The following is a 16,804-nucleotide window of genomic DNA, read 5'->3' as shown; positions in this document are numbered from 1 at the left end:
CGCTCTCGGCAAGAGCGTCTCTGCGCTCTCGGCAAGAGCGTCTCTGCGCTCTCGGTAAGAGCGTCTCTGCGCTCTCGGTATGAGCGTCTCTGCGCTCTCGGTATGAGCGTCTCTGCGCTCTCGGTAAGAGCGCCTCTGCGCTCTCGGTAAGAGCGTCTCAGAGCTCTCGGTATGATCGTCTCTGCACCCTCGGTAAGAGCGGAATGAGGGGTATGGGGAGCATCAAGCCGTGCCTATCTCTAGGGCGCTCCAGGTGGAGAATGGGGTGCGCTGACAGGGGTAAGCTGACGGGAGTAAGCGGCTAGCTGGCCTGAGGAGCTTGGTCAAAGGGAATGAACTTCATCTGCCCGCTCTCATATTCGGCGAGGAAGATCTCGGAGGCTGAGTTATAGCCAGCCTTCTGGAGCTCACCCTCGAGCCACTCCTCACTCCTATCTATATCATCGAGCACGCTACTCTGCACGATCCCGTCCGTGATGATCGGGTACTTGGGGTTCTCCTCTCCACGGAGGACGATGATGAGCTCCCCGTTCTGCTCGAAGACTGCACGCTTGACATCTCGCACGTGATAGACACCCTCTCGCCGTAGCTTAAAGGCGACTTCGGCCGCCGTGATCTTAGCTCTACGGCAGGCCTCGACATCGACCTCCCCATGCTTGATGAGCACAATGGGCGATCCGTCTACGAACTTCTTGATGGCATGGCTCTTCGTCTTGAGCCGACGCAGGCCGATGATGAGTAGAACCCATATCATTAGGACGACGGCAAACCGTAGGATGGTGACTGATGGGCTGTAGATGATCCCGCCGATGATACCCCCGAGGACATAGTTCTGTACCTGGTCTATGGCGGAGGTGGGGGCGAGGTTCCCCTTGCCCGACTTGTTGATAACGAATACGATGGCGAGGAGGCCGAGGAGGAGCTTGAGGAAGACATTGAGGTAGAAGAATTCTTCCCTCTGTAGACATTCGAAGATAGTCATATCTCTATAATCGGTGGTGAAGTAGGAGGTGCGGGACTAGAAGGAGAAGTCGATCCCTGCATCGACGACATTATAGTCCCTACGGATGGGGACGATTGGGTCGGTGTCGTAGATCAGGCGATAGGTACCCCGTATACCTATCGTAGGGGTGATACGGTACTTGAGGTCTACGGCTCCCCCCCAGCGGGGTCGGGTAAAGTGGCTATCTGGGGTCGCCTGATAGATCGCCGTCGTCGTCAGCTCCCACAGGTCTGCTAGCTGGTGGCGGAAGCCCAGGGAGAGGTGCGCCTTGACCTTGCGGCTATGGGCATACCTACCGACCTGAGCGTTGGGGAAGGGTTGCTTCCACTCCTCGTACTCGAAGAATAGCCCCACGGTAGCGAACATCAGGCTATGATCGCTATTGATAAGGCGATAGCGGGACTGTAGACCCGTGGAGAGCTTGAAGGTCATCCCCCGACTCTCTGCCCACTGCGACTCGGCGTAGGGATAGATCTCGAAGGCTCGGTCTAGGAGGTAGCGAAACTCCGTGTGCACGTACCCCCCGCTCACCGTGATCTTGTCCCCGTAGGTAGAGAACTCGAGCTTGTTGATAAGGTTCAGGACACGGTTGCGCCTGATCAGGAGATTGATATTGGCTGTATTCTTGAGGGTGAAGACATTCTCCTTCTCATTCTGGAAGTTGAGGACGGGCATGATCGTCCCCTGTAGGGTCTTGGTACTGTCGAGGCTCATCGTGAGGTTCTCAGAGAAGAGCATCTGCGCACACATCGGTGCTGGCAGACAGAGGAGTGCCAGCAGAGAGGATAATCGTTTGACCATAAGGATCTATTAACTTGTAGTAATGTGCAAAGATAGTTAAATATCGAGGGCGCCCCGTCGCCGCCTCTTGCCTAGCCTCACCCCTCGAGAAAACAAATAGCCCCCCCAGCCGAGGAGTCAAGGACTCCCCGACTCGGGGGCTGTGCACAGCGAAGAGCACCTAGTGGGGCACTCGATGATAGAGGCTACCCAGTAGGAGGGTCGGTCGGGGGGCTACGCCTGGGTGAGCTCGTAGGCGAAGGTCTCGCCCTCGACGCGGCGGGTACTGAGGGTGTAGCTGTGCCCCGCCTCGACCGTGACGGTGAGGAGGGAGCTGGGGCTAACCTTGGTACGGGCCTTACCCATCTCGACCGTATTGTACTGGGTGGAGAGGTGGAGCTGGTGTGTCCCAGGGGCAAGGAGGAGGATGACCTTCAGACCATCGTTGGTCAGCACGGGGGTCTCCCCATCATCCACAGCATCCACAGAGACACTGCCCGTGATGAGACTATCGACTAGGCTCGAGGCGAGACGTACCCGCACGGCATCGGGGTGCTTGGCGAGGAAGGCCTCTATACCACGCTTGTTCCGACGCATCATGTAGAGCTGTACGAGTAGTCCGAGGAGCAGGATTCCCCCCAGGAGGATCATCATAGATGGTGACATAGGCTTGCTTGGCTTATTGATTGGATTGGATATGCTTGAGGGGGGAGAGGAGCTCGGGGCTACACTAGGAATTCCCTGCTCCACTCCCTCGTAAAGGTAGTGTTTTTTTCTTCTTGGAGGGGCTAGGGACAAGGCTACCAGCAGGACGAGGTAGAGCTGAGGTAGGAGTCAGTAAGGACGGGGAGGGAAGTGTATCGAGCCACTCCCCTCCTCTAAAAGCCAAGCGGCTACGATACACCGAGTATCGCAGCCGCTTGGCTTTCTGTTGCTAAAGGGGGACTACACGTGAGCTGTATAGGCTAGGAGCGTGTAGCGAGAGAAGGGGCTACTTGCGCTGGAGCTTGGGCTGGGCAAAGACCTCGACCACACCACGGAAGTGCTCGCTGTCGATAGCAGTCTTCGAGGTAGACTTACCGATGGCGTATGAGCCCCAGGTCTGCACGGGTGAGAGTGCCTGATACTGCTCGAAGACGAGCTCACCCTTGGTCGTGATGTTGATACGCAGAGGGTCACGGTTCCCGATGATGACCGTTGGGTTCTCTGCATTGGTATCATCGGCAGCCAGGAGCGAGATGTAGTAGATGGGCTTACCATCCTCGGTATCCTCATAGAGCGTACGACCATTGGTCAGGACAAAGCCACGACCGGGGGTAAAGTCAATATCCCAGGAGAACATATCCTCGATGATGAACTGTGCCTTGGTGTCGGTGACACGGACGATCTTGATATTGGCCATCGTCTCGACGAGCTTGTTCCCATCGATCGTATGAGCTGTCTGGATATACTCACCAGCGACATCCTTGAGCGAGGCCTGCGTGACCTGTAGGGAATCGATCTTGCCAAGAGCTGTAGCCGTGACCCAAGCTGTACGAGGACGGCCTGTGCCGTTGGCAGCAGCCTTGATGGTGAGGGTATTGCCAGAGAGGGTAGCTGTGACCCAGCTATCTGTGGTAGCATAGGTCACGGGGACATTGGAGGTCACCTTGACCGTACGCTCTACGGCTTCGTCACCGCCGATGATGTTATTCGTCTTGGAGAGACCGAAGTTCACACCTTCCTGCATGACGTTTAGGGCAATGGAGTCCCCCGTAGCGTTCTTGACGACGAGTAGCGTGTTGCGGGACTCCAGCTGCTCGTTGGTCTTGGCCGTGAGGTGAAGGCTCGTACCGCTCACGGTGACACTGAGCCAGCTGTCCTCTGCGTAGGCACTGCTAGGCGCCTTGTCGAGGGTGACCTCCTGAGTGCCACCGATGACCTTGAAGAGCTTGGGCGCAGAGATCACCGAGAAGGTAGCCTTGGGCTGCTCGGGAGTATCCTTACGGCAGGAGGCGAAGAGGAGCACGACTGCCGATAGGGCTATGATGAACTTGTTCATATATCGATCTTAGTTGTGATTAGAGCCATTACTACTTCCTAGTCATGTGTTCGATCTTAGGCATGACGATCGGAGTGACCAGCTTACCATTACGTACCATAGGTACACGCTGGTTGCCCTGGAACTCATAGGCCACACCGAAGAAGGAGTTGATGACACCGATGTCCGGAGTCTTGTCTCCCGTGGCTACCGCCATACCCATATCTTCGTCCCAAGCGAAGGTAATACCATACTCGGACTGCTCCTGATGGATATTGGTCTTGCCATCCTCTGATATATTAGCAGGATAGAGTACCATACCAGCAGGTGCCTCGGGCGTATTCTTGACAATCGGCTGCATGATGATGCGGATAGCCCCCTTGGCCTTGTCGTAGGGGACGAGGATCGGATAGGTCTTCTTCTGGAAGGTGAGTGTACCCTTGAGGAGCCCCTTCGCCTTGTCGTTATCCGAGGTAGGCGCCTCAATCTGTAGGAGCGTAGGGGTGCGTCGTACCCCGGGAGCAGTGGAGGCCTCGTGCTTGATGCTCCAGGTGCCGTACCAGAAGTCCTGAGTCTTGTAGCCACTGGGGCGGAAGAGCACTGCAGAGAGATTGCCAGAGACAAACTTCTTAGCAGCGGAGTCCCAGGTGAAGGTGCTGTACTCCTTACCCTCTACGACGAGGGGCGAATGTAGGACAATGCCCTTGTCGGTGAAGTTGAAGGGAGTATCGAACTCCTTACCACCGATGGTGACGTTGAGGCGGTTCTGAGCCGTATTGATCGTACCCTCAGCCAGCTCCTTATCCCCGAGCTTGAAGGAGAAAGAGCTTGAGGTAAGCGCATCCTTGATCGTCACGATAGCGAGCATATACTCCTCCCACGAAGAGCCCTTGGGCATACGGGTGAGGGTCATGTCGTTCTTCCACTTCTTCCCTCTGAGGTGGATCACATCCATAGAGGTAGAGATGAAGGCGAACTCATAGTCCCCCTGGATACCATCGGGATAGCCGAGAGCAGCGGAGGCGAGGAAGTGCAGCGCCTCGTTGTAGGTATTGACCGTGAGTACGGGGCCTTGGTCCTGGACGACATCGTAGTCGGAGGTATAGGCTTGGTCGGGCACACGCTCGGAGAGGACGGTGATCTTCCCATCCTTGAACTTCATCAGCAGGGTGTAGCTGGGGCCAGAATAGTCCTTGCCAGCGTAGTAGTGCATGATCCAGCCCTCGGGGGAGGACTCGAGTAGCTCCTTGTTCACCCGTACGGCTTCGTCTAGTCGCTCAGCAGGGGACTTGTCGAAGATCGTCTTGCTATCCTTCAGACACGAGGGAGCACTGAGGGTCACCAGCGCCAGAAGGAAGTATGTGCATATCTTGTACATGTTGTCTAAGTGCTGTTAGTTGATAGATCGGGGTAGCCCCCGGGGAAGTGGTGGGTAGAGTTCACTGAGGGGTGACCTCATGCCCCCACCACGACAGGGGCTAGAGCCCTGCTGTTATTTGAGCTTAGAGAGGTCAAGCGTAGCGACCTGTCCCCCACGGCGGATCACGACGTCACGTAGCTGGTCGAGGTCTAGCCCCCAGGAGCTCTGCGTGTACTCCTTGATGAGCGTGAGCTTCTGATTGATGAGGTTAGCCCCTCGGGTACCCGCCTCGTCGAGGATCGCCTGCCAAGCCTGAGGCGTGTAGGTCACGTAGAAGGAGAGCATCTCGGCGAAGTCCTCCGCACCATTCATCATAGCATAGGGCGAGACGAAGCCTGCACGGCGGGCATCACGAGTGGAGACATTGAGCCAGTTCCCACTGACATAGCCCGACTGCGTGACGAGGTCAAAGGCCGGGTTGTAGGGCTTACGCTGGTTGAGGATGTGGGTGAACTCGTGGTGCATCGTGTGGAAGTAATACTCCGTCATCGCACTATAGTCATGTAGGAGCTCATCGGTGAGGGCATTGATCTTGTTGAGTGTGACCTTGTAGCCCCCCTCTGCACTCCCGACGACCTCGGTGCGCTGGCGGGTATAGGCAGATGAGCCCACGGCGACGATGATACGTGGTGCGCTCTCCTTGAGGAAGTCTGGGCCGACGACCTCATTATAGGCATCGAACCAAAGGAACTTAGTGATCATCGCCAGCTTGGCTGTCTTGGCGGAGTCGGCGGGTACGAGGTTGTACGTTAGGTCGGTCTCACCATCCTTGAGCTTGTACTGGAAGTCGATGTTGTAGGGGTTCGTATAGTTCTTCAGTAGCCAACGCTCGAAGGTATTACGCGCCACGGGTGTCGTGGGGAATATCGTTGCGCCACTGGGGGTATCTTTGCTGCACGAGCTGAGGGCTCCCACCAAGGGAAGGAGGAGGGCTAGGCTCATTGCTTTCAGGATCTGTTTCATATACCTTGTTCGTATTAAGTAGTCTGGGTGAGCCCTAGGCCCTCTATCGGAGAGGCGGAGGGCTCAGACCATTTACGGAGAGGACGGATAGCCACTAGCGAGGGTTAGCCGTTAGTCCAGCAGAGATCACATCCTGAGGGATCTGAATGGCTAGACGTGGATCTCTAGCCTGCATCTGGTCTGTGACCTGCTCTAGTACCCCCGTAGAGCTGATGCGTCTGCGGTAGATAGTGATACCATAGCGCTTGACATCCTGCATACGTAGCCCCTCGTGGATCGTCAGCACACGACGGAGCTGGAGAATACACTGTAGGAGAGGCTCCTGAGTCACCTTGTCGAGGGTGATGGAGGTGTGAAGCTCCTTCTTAGGCGTAGGGGCATCTGGCTTGTAGTAGGCCGTACCGTTGTAGAAGGTCTTGATCTGATCCAGGGTGATCTGGACACCCCGCTTGGTGAAGACCGAGAGCTCGGCATTGAGGTCTGCGAGTGCCTCGTCATAGCGACCCAGCAGAGCTAGAGCCTCGGCACGCACGAGCAGAGTCTCATCCGTGGTGAAGACGGGGTACTGCGAATAGGGAATCCCGATACCCGCCTGACGGTCGATGTACTTCGGTGTATAGGGGAGCTTGTGCAGGGCGTACTTAGAGATACCCGAGTTATTCACCACGACGTAGTTCATCTCCTGACCACTAGCAGCCCAAGGGCTAGGAGCCTGTAGAGTCTCCTTGTCTGAGATTAGGTTGCCATGAGCGAACTTGCTACCGGCAGAGATAGGGATGCTGATTCCACCCCATTCCGTAGCGATGACCTGTAGGAAGAGGTTCGCCTTATTGGAGGACTTGACGAAGTCGTTGGGCTGGATGTTGCCACTCAGACCCAGCTTGCTCCATGCAGACCAGTCACGTAGGACGCTGGCGGGGTTGCTCCCTAGGACACGTGTAGCGTGCTCGACAGCCTTATCGAACTTGCGGTAGTAGAGATAGAAGCGAGCGGCGAAGGCATGTGCAGCGTTCACATTGAAGTGGAACTTAGGCGACACATACCTGCTCCCTAGCTCGGGGATCCCCTCCGTGATGTCCTTCTCTATATGAGCGTAGAGCTCGGCCAGAGTACCACGCTGATAGGTGATACCGGGGCGATCCTCGGGGATCTCGGGATAAGGTAGCCCTAGGTCCTTGCCAGCTGTCTCTGGAGCGTAAGCCTGACAGAAGACATTAGCGAGCTGGAACATCGCATACGCACGACAGAGCTTCGCCTCGGCGAGCTGTGTCGAGTAGGCGGACTTATCGGAGACCGAGTTGATATGCTTGATGACCTCGTTAGCTGTCGTGATAGCGGTGTAGTGGGCATCCCAGAGCTGCTGTGGGGTCTCCTGGTCACGGACCTCGGAGATGTCCTCCCAGCGATAGGCCTGCTCCTGGAAGCGGTCAGCTGCAGTCCACGTAGCATAGTTATGCTCATCGGTATTGTCCGAATACATCTCTAGCAGGTAGGCGGGGTGTCCCTCGGGGTATGCCGTGACGAGGAGCTTACTTGCATCCTCGGGGCTCGAGAGCTCCATTCTATTATCGGGGTACTTGTCCAGGTACTGGTTACATGCTGTGAAGGCAAAGGCCGTCAGGAGCAGTGTGGATACGATATATAGTCTCATCGTTGTCAAGTGCATATTAGAGTCCGACCTTCAGAGAGAATGTAAACTGCCTAGGCATGGGGGAGGCTACACCACCAGCGTTGAAGAACTCGGGGTCTTGCCCGTTGAGCTTCTTGTCGGCATAGAGCAGGAAGAGGTTCGTAGCCTGTAGCTTCACCGAGATGCTATTGATCGGGGTGTGCTTGAGCAGTGTCTTAGGCAGGTCATAGGCTAGAGAGATTTCCTTCAGACGGATGAAGTCCCCCTTAGCGATGCGAGCCGTAGAGTAGTTGTAGCCGTTGTAGGCATAGCGCAGGTTGGTATTCTTCTCATACTCTCTGCGGCTGAGGATGCCTGGTACGTCTGTCTTCTTCTCCTCGCCTGACTGTACCCAGCGGTTGTTGAAGGCTTGGGTCATGGAGGACATATCGTTGTACTTGGCTCTGAACTTCGGGTCTAGTCGTACGACATTGCCAAACGAGTAGGTGAGGAAGACATTCAGGTGGAAGCCCTTATAGGAGAATACGTTCCCCAGCGACCCAGTGTACTTAGGATCTGTAGGGCCTTCGTACTTGAGGAAGTCGGTGTGGTTACGCTCCTGGAAGTTGATGTTGTCCGTCGTGACCTGTCCCTTCTCATTGACGAGCATGGGGATACCCTCGCTGTTGATCCCTGCGAAGGGGATAGAGAAGAGGGCACGAGCAGGATACCCCTTCTTGGCGAAGCCATTACCACTGACGAGCTCGATCACACGACCTTGGTTGTAGAGCTTCGTGATCTCGGAGTTGGTGTAGGAGTAGACGAAGCTCGTAGTCCAAGAGAAGTCCTTGGTGCGGATGTTGGTCGAGGAGATGCTGAGCTCCATACCGTTGGACTTCATCTCTGCCACATTAGCAGGACGAATGACCGTACCACCGATCCCCTGAGTGATCATGGGTCCCATCTCGTCGAAGTTGTTACGAGTGTAGATATCGAAGGTGAAGTTCAGACGATCATCCCAGAGACCAGCGTCGATACCGAAGTTCAGCTCGTTCTTCTTCTCATAGGTCAGATTGACATTGCCCAGCTGCTCGATGGCGATCCCGGGTTCCTTGTCCTCGGCAAAGAGCTTGAAGGGCGTCGTGGACTTGAAGATGGGCGTAGAGTTGCTATACGAAGCATCAGGAGGCGTCCCCGTGAGGCTATAGGAGAGACGAGTCGTCAGGTGAGAGAGCGGACGGAGACGCTCGAAGAAGCTCTCCTCGTGTACGTTCCAGGCACCCGAGACATTCCACGTAGACATCCAGCGGGCACTGCTGTTACGTCCGAGCTGGTTAGAGCCCTCGTAGCGGTAGGTACCGTTGAAGACATAGCGACCCTTGTAGGCATAGGTAGCATTGGTGTAGAAGGCTGCCGTACGCCAGTTCGTATTCGTCAGTCCGTAGTAGTTGTTCCCCTCCTCGACCTGCTTCTTGAAGTACTGGTAGGGATAGAAGGGGGTCTCCCCTGCGTAGTACTGCATACCCCATCCCTCATAGGAGGAACGGTTACGCTGAATATCTACGGTCTCCATCCCCCCGAAGAGGTTGATGACGTGCTTGTGGTCAAACGTACGGTTGTAGTTCGCCGTCACACGGAAGTCATAGTCGCTCAGCGTATTCTCCGTCTTGTGGAGGATCCCCCCGTTAGGCAGGATGCTCATCGGTAGGCTGTTGGGGTTATCGGGGTCGCGGTAGAGGTATTTATTGGCGTCGCGGATGATCGAGTTCTGCATCGCACGATAGGCCAGCGCTTGGTTGGAGTTATCCTTGATATTATGCTGCTGCGAGGTCGTAGTGTGCTTGAAGGCACCGAGCACCGCTAGCTCTAGCCCTTGGATAGGCTTGTACTTCAGCTCTACCTGAAACTTAGCGTCCTGCACCCCTAGGTCAATGTAGTTATTCTCTAGCTCATTGAAGATATTGAAGGGGGCGTAGTTCGCTCTATAGTAGGTACGAGGATCAAGCACACGGGAGGTATTCGTAGCGTACGAATAGGGGTTGATGTCGAAGTCTCGCTTCACCTCACCCCCTACGACGTCTACGTCCTGCCCGAGCGTACCTGGGGCACGCTGCTTACGATAGGCAGCACCAGCGATGACGTTGATGGAGAGGTTGGAGAGGATATTATGTGAGACGTTGAGGTTCGCCGTGTAGCGGTTCACATTGCTCTGCTTGTACCATCCTGGGTCGATCATGGCGCTGACAGAGGCATAGTAGTTGGACTTCGAGGTACCACCGCTCATACTGACGGAGTGGTTCTGCATGATAGCGGGAGAGAAGAGCTCCTTGAACCAATTCGTGTTGCGGAACTCAGCCTGCTGTAGGTAGCGGTTCTGTGCCTCGGTGGTGTTGTCGAGTAGGAAGCGACCCTGCTTGGGGTCATAGGTATTGATGAGTTCGTACATCTTACCATAGATACCATAGTCGCTACCGTTGAGCACCTCGGAGAGGTTCAGCCAACCCTTCTTGCGAAGCTCACGATAGATCCCCATCTGCTCCTGAGAGTTGAGGATATCGAAGTTGGAGTAGGAGGGGATGAGGCGGGAGGTGAACTCACCAGAGTAGTTGATATGAGCCTGCCCCTGCTTCCCCTTCTTCGTCGTCACGACGATCACACCTGCCATAGCACGTGCACCGTAGATAGAGGTAGCGGATCCGTCCTTGAGGATCTGGAAGCTCTCGATGTCATCGGAGTTAAGCCCTGCGATAGCGGAGCTGATGAGGGTCTCGGGGTTACCAGAGGCGAGGTCATCAGCACCTACGTTGGAGACGTCCTCCATGATCACACCGTCTACCACCCAGAGCGGCTTAGAGCTCCCGTAGATAGAGGTAGCACCACGGACACGGATCTTCGGAGCGGAGCCGAAGGTACCACTAACGTTCTGTACCGAGACCCCAGCAGCCTGTCCCTCTAGGGAACGGCTGACGTCGGCCACCCCACTGAGGCGAGCCTTGCCGGCATCGACCTTGTTGGTAGCTCCTGTGAAGAGTCGGCGGTCGGTCTTCGCTAGACCGGTGACGACGACCTCGCTCAGTAGCTGGGTGTCCTTGAGTAGGATCTTCATGTTCTCCCCTGCGGGCAGTGTCTGAGTCTCCATCCCGACATAGCTCACGGCTATCTTAGGGTTCTTGACCGTCGTCGTCATGGCAAACTTACCATTGATGTCTGTGGCCACGAACTGCTGCGTGCCCACGATCTGGACACGTGCCGAGGGAAGCGGCTCATTGTCTGTGGCCGAGAGGACGACCCCAGAGATCTTGGTCTGTGCCACAGCCTGCCCCACGGCAAGCAATAGCGTAAACACAAACAAGAGTAGTCTTTTCTTCATCGATTCGTTGGATTGATTACATATAGTTAATTAGTATCGTGTGATATGCGGAGTATATCCCATCTGCTAGGCATAGGATCCCTGCTCATCTAGGCACAGCGTCCCCTATGCACTAGGGCGTGTGCGTCGCATGTCTATAGGGTAGGATGCAAGGGGAGGGGGAGATGGGGATCATTCCCATGTATGTGTCGGGGGGCTGTCTGCCTGATGCTATGCTTTATCCAAGTAATGAACTAACCTTATGCCACACTCCCAGATCTTCATCTCGGAGAGTAAGCACGACAAAAATACACATTCCTCGGGATAAGTACAATTCACCCCACATTTCGCCCAACACAGGGTGCAAAAGCTGTCATTGAGCCACATAGACAGCCCCTGCCTCGTACTAGATCTAGTAGTAGATATAGGTTATTTGTTGGGTGTATTGTTCCTCTACGGTCTGTACTCCACCCTTCACCGTGTATTGCTTGTAGAGTCGCTCGACGGGATCTCCATATTGGTTGAGCTTCTGACTCAGGTATTCCCTTCTCACCTCTTGCTTTAGCTGGCCATGTTCATCATAGTGCTGCTCAGTGATGCTGTAGGGCTCCAGATGAGCTAAGGAGGTGCTATCGTACACCATTGATCGAGTTGTGCGGCTTACCGTCCACCCATATTTACCATTGATGAAGCTCCCATCATAGTTCGTGATCGCTCTATCCTCCTCTATGAGTCTCCCTACCACATCATACTGCGAGATAATAGTATCGGGCGGGAGGTAGCCCCTCAGGACAGCTTTATGATTATATCGGATCACTTTATTACCTGCATAGTGATACTCTGACCACAGATCAGGGCGGGAATCGGATCCAAAGCGAAAGGTCTCGGAGCGACTAATCCGTCCATCCTGCCACTCATAGGTCGTATAGCCCCGAGGACCATCCATAAACTCCTCCTTAATGAGCCGTCCCCTAGTATCCTGGGTATAGTCGTAGGTATAGAGTACCGTCCTTCCGACGAGGGGAGAGGTGTCGTGGTGCTCCACACGCTCCAATATATTCCCATAGACATCGTATGCACGGGTCGTGTGCTGCTGTAGCTTATGCTCCCCAGCCGTGGTGATCTGAATACGGATATACTCAAGTAGCCATCCCTGCTCGCTGAAGGATGCTGTGGTACGCTGTGCCAACTTCCCCTCTTTGTACGCTTCTATGGTGAGCGTCTTTACCTTAGCCTTACTAGGCTGGGGAGTAGGCGTGGGGACTGGCTGAGGGGAAGGTGGAATAGGGTCATTCCTCCCATCGCTCTTGCAGGAGGGTACTAGGAGTGACACAAGTGCTGCCATAGCGAGCACCACACTTATATATTGCTTCATACTACAATCATACTATATAGAAAAATCCTACCCTAAGCCTCCTGATACAAAGACTTAGGGTAGGATCTTTATCGGTAGATATTACTTCTTCTTATTGACAGGTCTCAGACGGACATTGTCGATATAGACAGAGTAGTTCATATCGATATCTAGGTAGAGCTGTTCTAGCTCCCGGCTCGTGGATAGAGACTGGTAAGGCACTTGGGTATAGCCTGTAGTAGCGGGGAGAACATCCCAGCCCTCTGAGCTATATTCAAGTTCCTGTATGAACTCGATCACATGCTCACCCTCGCCATTGCGGTCTCCAATGAGCCCATTATGATAGCTCTCGGGACGTACCTCTAGTTTAACCCTTAGGAGTACCCGATCGTAGCGATCATCTGGATCAAAACCGCAGTCCGCAGTAACCGACTTGTAGACATTGAGATAAGCCGTATGGCGAAGCCCTGCCACTAATGGCTCCCCATCAAAAAGATACAGGCCCTTTCGAGTGCGGCTCTTCGCCTTCCTTTTTGAGTCAAACTCTACTTGAGCAGACATGAGGCGGACATACCCATTATTGGAAATCTCCCATCCATTCTTTGGCCTCGTCCGGACATTGATGTCACGTAGGAGGATCGTGGCGGTATTTGCCTTGGACTTAGGGATGAATTGGGTCTTCTTGTAGCTATAGCTCAGCGTATTGGACATACGTACGAGGCTCGCATCATAGAGGTGCTTGACCGTAAAGGAGATGGGGGCTCCGACATTCTTAGGCGATGGGGTAGCTCCCTTGATGATGAAGTCTGCGACCTTTTCATGGCTGAGCGCTCCCTGAAGTCCCGCCTCAGCATCCCCTCCTCGCTGGATGAGGTAGACCTTACTTCTGTTGAGTACTTCATTCGTATGGATGCTCCCTGATACCGTGACCTTATTCAGCGTAACGTTAAGTGAGGTCAGTAGGCTATCTGTAGAGGTACTGCTCTCGTAGAGGAGGTAGTAGACACGTCCATAGGAGACTGAGGAGATGTAGCAGATGGGGTTCCCCGGCCCTGTGTAGGGCTCTAGGTCACTAGGCTGGATGTTGTCCTTGAAGACTCCCTTGAACCCCTCTGGATCCTGATAGCTCAGGGTATAGAAGCGCTGATAGAGCTTAGCGAGTACATAGCTCTTGTCCTCCTTGAAGTTCGTACGGAAGGAGGCCGTAATCTTCCCAAAATCCTTATCTATGTCAAGGCCAGTGGCAATAGCAGCCTCCTTAATGCTGTGGATGACCTGCAGAGAATAAGAAGTACTAGCGGGCACACCGCTATCTCGCCACCGTCTGATGAGGTTATTCTGTGCCTGCAGGACACTACTCTCGTCCATGACGGCGACGTCCTCCGACCAAGAGCCCTCCTTATTCTCCCCGGTGAGGCGGGGGTCTGCACCAGAGACGATCTGCAGGAGGATCTTACCTGGCTTGCGCTTGCTCGCGATAGGGATAGCTGTAGGGACTTGATCTCCTCGGATAGACCCGCCCTGAATGAGACAACCCGGCCACAGTACGGACGCCCATGGGTCTAGGATAGCAAACTCATCCGAGCGACCTATATAGTCATAGGATTCCTCTGAGACAACCTTGTCGCAGTCTTTGTATTCTGATGTATACTCGAGCTTCTGGTTGGGAGCAGACCCTACGACTTGGCTTTTCTCTCCTACGAGGGTTGTTTGGGGGGCTGGAGGCTCGGGGAGCTTCCCTGCCGAGCGTAGTAGGCTAGCGACCTCACGGATATTCCGTGGGTCATCGGGAGAGACTCCCCCTCCAGGATTTGGCTCATTCCCCGTCTGCTTGCAGGCAGAGAGGAGACCAAGGCCTAGGATCGCCACTAGAGCGAAGTAGTTGCGCTTCATCTATCTGTATGGATGTTTATACTATCGTTTGTGACTTGATCTCCCAAGAGAGGCTAGAAATGCGGTAATAGGAGCCACCCCTGGAGGCTTTGGTTACGGAGTAATCTTCTTCGCATAAATCGTCTTGGGCTGAAAGCAGTGGAGGAGAGAGCCTCCCCCTTCACTTTGTGGCTGCGAATATACATATTTTTCCATAGAGCATAAATCACATATAAATATAGGAAGAAGAAACTATCCCTCTGAACACTTCACACGACAGCACCTTTGCCCCAAGCACCACATAGCCGCCCTCTCCACCTTATCCTCCAGCCCCCCCTACTCCCCGCAGACAAAGAGGTCGGAGATAGCGAGCTGACGACCTCACCAGCCTCTGTCCCAACAGTCTACCCACAAGCGGGACGGGCAGAACTGTCCGTCAAGCATAGAGCACACCGGAGCAAAAAATACCCTCCCGTAACTCGCTCTGTATCGGGCATTACGGGAGGGGCAAAACGATCATACCGAGAACGCCTCAGCGCTCCTATAAAGAACGCTCTCGTCACCTTACATAGGTGATGGATGCGCTCTTTATAGGAGCGCTGAGGCGTTCATTACGTATAGACTTTGGAGGCCTCAGAATGGGCTCCAATGCTGTGTCAAGATAGAGCCCGTTTCCACCCCACACAGGGACTACCCCACCCTCCGCACAGAGTACCTCGTCCCCGTAGGCAAAGCCCCCTAAGAGTTATACCCTCACACTCCCCCGCATTGCACACATCTATCATATATGTGCAATAATTTATACCTTTGCCTTGCTAACCTCGGGGCTACCTATGCCTCTGAGGTGTTCACTAAACAAAGAAATTGATGAAAAGAACCCTAGCCCTTGGGCTCATCTGCCTAAGCACTTACTCCTCCGCTCTCGCTGGAGGGCTACTCAATAATACGAGCCTGCATGCCCTCTATCTGAGGAGCCTCGCACGCAATGCCTCTACCGCTATTGACGCAGCCTACTACAACCCCGCTGGCCTCGTCTTCACTCCCGACGGATGGCGTTTCTCGATCAATAGCCAGACGGTCTTTCAGAAGCGAGACATCGAGGCGACCTTTGCCCCCTTCGCCTTCAATGGCGGTGGGACGACGAAGCGTTTCGAGGGGACAGCCACTGCGCCTATTGTCCCCACGCTCATGGCAAGCTACAAGAAGGGCGACTGGGCATTCTCTGCTGTCGCTGGTGTCTTCGGTGGCGGTGGGAAGGCTCGCTTCGACAAGGGACTCCCCCAGTTCGAGGCCGCTGTCTCTATGATCCCCACGACCACACAGGCGATCAAGGCTCTACTGAGCAATCCTACCCTGGGGTCTGCTCTCCCCTCAGGTATTGCCTCCCAGCTCCCTGCCCTCACAGCCCCCCTCACGGCGGTGAACAAGTATTCTGTCGATAGCCGCCTGGAGGGCCTACAGTACACCCTAGGTCTACAGCTCGGCGCGACCTACCGCATCAATCCCTACCTCAGCGCACACCTCGGGGCACGTCTGAGCTACGCCTACAATACCTACACGGGCTACATCCGTAACATCCGAGTCAATAACCAAGCAGGCGAGATGGTCTCCGCTCCTACCTACTTCGCAGCCGAGGCTCTGAAGTACAAGGCTCTAGCAGAAGATCCCGCCGTCAAGATGGCTCTAGCAAGCCTCCCCCCCGCCGTACTGGGGCAGGTACGTACCCTACTCGGTGCACCCGCAGCCCTAGCAGCAGGCTCGGTAGACAAGCACATCGAGGTCAAGCAGACGGGGATCGGCATCGCTCCCATCATCGGCCTACACCTAAGCTATGAGGGGCTGAACGTGGGGGCTCGCTATGAATTCCGTACGGCTCTCGAGGTGAAGAACCAAACGAAGGCCAACGACTCGGGTATGGAGCAGTTCAGAGACGGCGCCAAGGTCGCTAACGATATGCCCGCCGTACTAGCTATCGGTGCTTCGTATCGTATCCTACCCGACCTCACTGCCTCTGTGGGCTTTAACCACTTCTTCGAGAAGCAGGCACGTATGTCGGGGGACAAGCAAAAGGCTCTTAGCCACAACACCAGCGAGTACCTCTTCGGGCTCGAGTGGAATGCCCTCTCTTGGCTCGACGTGAGCGCAGGCCTACAGCTCACTCGCAAGGGGGTGACGGATGACTATCAGAGCAACATACACTTCGACATGAGCTCCAACTCCTATGGCCTCGGTGTCGGCATCGACCTCACCAAGGAGATCCAGCTGAACATCGCCTACATGCTCACCGACTACAAGAAGCACACGAAGGCGATCGACTCCTACGTCTCTACCGCCCTCCTAGGGGTGAACACCCGGGCCACAGAGGTCTACACCCGCAAGAACCAGATCTTCTCCGTCGGCATCGACTATACCCTCTAGGGTACGACGACGAGGA

At 54.9% G+C, this 16,804-nt stretch carries 11 protein-coding genes; 1 reads left to right on the top strand and 10 read right to left on the bottom strand.

The annotated features are described in order from the left end of the window. Nucleotides 1-301: 301 nt before the first annotated feature. The 10 genes from QZ170_RS06125 to QZ170_RS06080 form a co-directional block, all read right to left on the bottom strand. A complete protein-coding gene (locus QZ170_RS06125) occupies nt 302-982 on the bottom strand; it encodes a DUF421 domain-containing protein (protein ID WP_297178665.1) in 681 nt (226 codons plus the stop codon). 36 nt (nt 983-1,018) lie between these two features. Continuing rightward, on the bottom strand, nt 1,019-1,804 hold the full coding sequence (locus QZ170_RS06120) for a DUF481 domain-containing protein (RefSeq protein ID WP_297178663.1): 786 nt from the start codon (nt 1,802-1,804) through the stop codon (nt 1,019-1,021). 213 nt (nt 1,805-2,017) lie between these two features. Beyond that, entirely contained in the window at nt 2,018-2,449 is a 432-nt protein-coding gene (locus QZ170_RS06115; protein ID WP_297178660.1) for a hypothetical protein, read from the bottom strand. A gap of 325 nt (nt 2,450-2,774) precedes the next feature. Next, nucleotides 2,775-3,824, bottom strand: coding sequence for a BACON domain-containing protein (locus tag QZ170_RS06110; protein ID WP_297178658.1), 1,050 nt, complete (start codon nt 3,822-3,824; stop codon nt 2,775-2,777). A gap of 31 nt (nt 3,825-3,855) precedes the next feature. Continuing rightward, on the bottom strand, nt 3,856-5,181 hold the full coding sequence (locus tag QZ170_RS06105) for a DUF4302 domain-containing protein (protein WP_297178656.1): 1,326 nt from the start codon (nt 5,179-5,181) through the stop codon (nt 3,856-3,858). A gap of 114 nt (nt 5,182-5,295) precedes the next feature. Next, nucleotides 5,296-6,186, bottom strand: coding sequence for a putative zinc-binding metallopeptidase (locus QZ170_RS06100; protein WP_297178653.1), 891 nt, complete (start codon nt 6,184-6,186; stop codon nt 5,296-5,298). Nucleotides 6,187-6,280: 94 nt separating this feature from the next. Continuing rightward, a complete protein-coding gene (locus QZ170_RS06095; RefSeq protein WP_297178650.1) occupies nt 6,281-7,837 on the bottom strand; it encodes a RagB/SusD family nutrient uptake outer membrane protein in 1,557 nt (518 codons plus the stop codon). 16 nt (nt 7,838-7,853) lie between these two features. Further along, nucleotides 7,854-11,165, bottom strand: coding sequence for a SusC/RagA family TonB-linked outer membrane protein (locus QZ170_RS06090; protein ID WP_297178647.1), 3,312 nt, complete (start codon nt 11,163-11,165; stop codon nt 7,854-7,856). A 391-nt stretch (nt 11,166-11,556) separates the two neighbouring features. Then, entirely contained in the window at nt 11,557-12,519 is a 963-nt protein-coding gene (locus QZ170_RS06085) for a hypothetical protein (RefSeq protein WP_297178644.1), read from the bottom strand. Between the two features lie 81 nt (nt 12,520-12,600). Further along, nucleotides 12,601-14,391, bottom strand: coding sequence for a thiol-activated cytolysin family protein (locus QZ170_RS06080; RefSeq protein ID WP_297178641.1), 1,791 nt, complete (start codon nt 14,389-14,391; stop codon nt 12,601-12,603). 846 nt (nt 14,392-15,237) lie between these two features. On the opposite strand from QZ170_RS06080, the gene QZ170_RS06075 reads away from it, so the two are divergent. Further along, nucleotides 15,238-16,788, top strand: coding sequence for a FadL protein (locus QZ170_RS06075; RefSeq protein WP_297178638.1), 1,551 nt, complete (start codon nt 15,238-15,240; stop codon nt 16,786-16,788). Nucleotides 16,789-16,804: the final 16 nt, after the last annotated feature.

This window comes from uncultured Porphyromonas sp., assembly GCF_905372525.1.
In the GTDB taxonomy this organism is placed as follows: domain Bacteria; phylum Bacteroidota; class Bacteroidia; order Bacteroidales; family Porphyromonadaceae; genus Porphyromonas.
The sequence above is the reverse complement of the archived record's forward strand: the minus strand, read 5'-3'. Positions and strand labels throughout refer to the sequence as shown.